This window comes from Kiloniella litopenaei, from assembly GCF_000982415.1.
Taxonomy (GTDB): Bacteria; Pseudomonadota; Alphaproteobacteria; order Kiloniellales; family Kiloniellaceae; genus Kiloniella; species Kiloniella litopenaei.
In genome coordinates this window covers 1-1,234 of the sequence record NZ_LANI01000054.1, presented here as the reverse complement: position 1 = coordinate 1,234, position 1,234 = coordinate 1, and the positions used below count along the sequence as shown (strand labels likewise).

Sequence of the window (1,234 nt, the reverse complement as noted above, 5' to 3'; positions counted from 1 at the left end):
TTCGTGAAGCTGCGAATACAACGGGTAATGCAGCTGAGCAGGTTCAGAACTCTGCATCTGGTCTTGCCGAAGAGGCACAACAGCTGGAGAACAAGGTTCATGAATTCCTGGGCCGTCTGAGATCCGTGAACGAATAAACATTTAATAAATCCGAGACCTAACAAAGCCTGCAGTGAAATATTCGCTGCGGGCTTTTTGTTTGCTGCTTAACCAGTTGGCCTTAGGTTAATAAACCATAGCATATGAATTTACTTCTTTTTAAGGAGCTGCGGGTATTGTGTTGATGAACACGAGTATACCAATAGTGGAATATCCAAAAAGTTATAGCGCAAATCTTATGATTGCCTCTTTGCAGAATAATGGAACTGAATAATGCTTAACAAGCTTTCTTTAAGCGCAAAGTTAACAATAACGAGTGCCTTGATTGTTGTTGTGTGTCTGGCAATAAGTATTTTCTTAATGTCATGGACAATGCAAACAACGGTTCGTGACCTTACACTGGAACAAGCCCAGGAAGTCGGTGAAGTCGAGGCTGAGAAGGTTAAAAACCAGTTAGATCAGGCCATGACTGTGGCACACTCTATTGTACAGTCATTTAAGGCTATACAGGCAACTAATCCACAAGATCGCCAAGCGTACCATAATGTTTTGCGACAGGCCCTCGAAGCCAACCAAAATCTTGCTGGTGCCTGGGCAGGGTTCGAACCAAATGCACTGGATGGTAATGACAACGCGTATAAAGATTCAAAAGAAGGCTACAATGGCGAGGATGGCCGCTATGCAACCTATTACTATAATTTTGGTGAAGGCATAAAGCTCGACTTTTTAACAAGTTTTTCAGAGTACTATACAATTCCCCGAGACACGAAAGCCCCTATTATTATGGAACCTATCGTGTATGACATTGCGGGAACTGATGTTCTTTTGACTTCTTTTGTTTATCCCGTCCTTAACGACAAAGGCGACTTTATCGGTGTTGTTGGTGTAGATATGAGCCTAAATGACGTGTCGGCTGCCTTTAACAAAATACAGCCCTTTGGCAAAGGAAGTTCGGTTAACCTGATTTCCAATCAGGCAAAATGGGTTGCTTATGAAAATCAGGAAGAATTGGGCAAAGATTTAAATGCAGAAAATCCTGTTTTTGGTGAAGCTGCTCCATTGATCGGCAAGGGTGACGTTTTTGGCAAGGAAGATAATGATCTCTATCGTCTTTTTGTCCCGGTACAAATCAGGG

The 1,234-nt window shown here is 42.5% G+C and carries 1 protein-coding gene; it reads left to right on the top strand.

The features are described 5' to 3' along the window. Positions 1-372: 372 nt before the first annotated feature. The coding region (locus tag WH95_RS20055; RefSeq protein WP_046510230.1) for a cache domain-containing protein at positions 373-1,234 on the top strand (862 nt) is incomplete at its 3' end.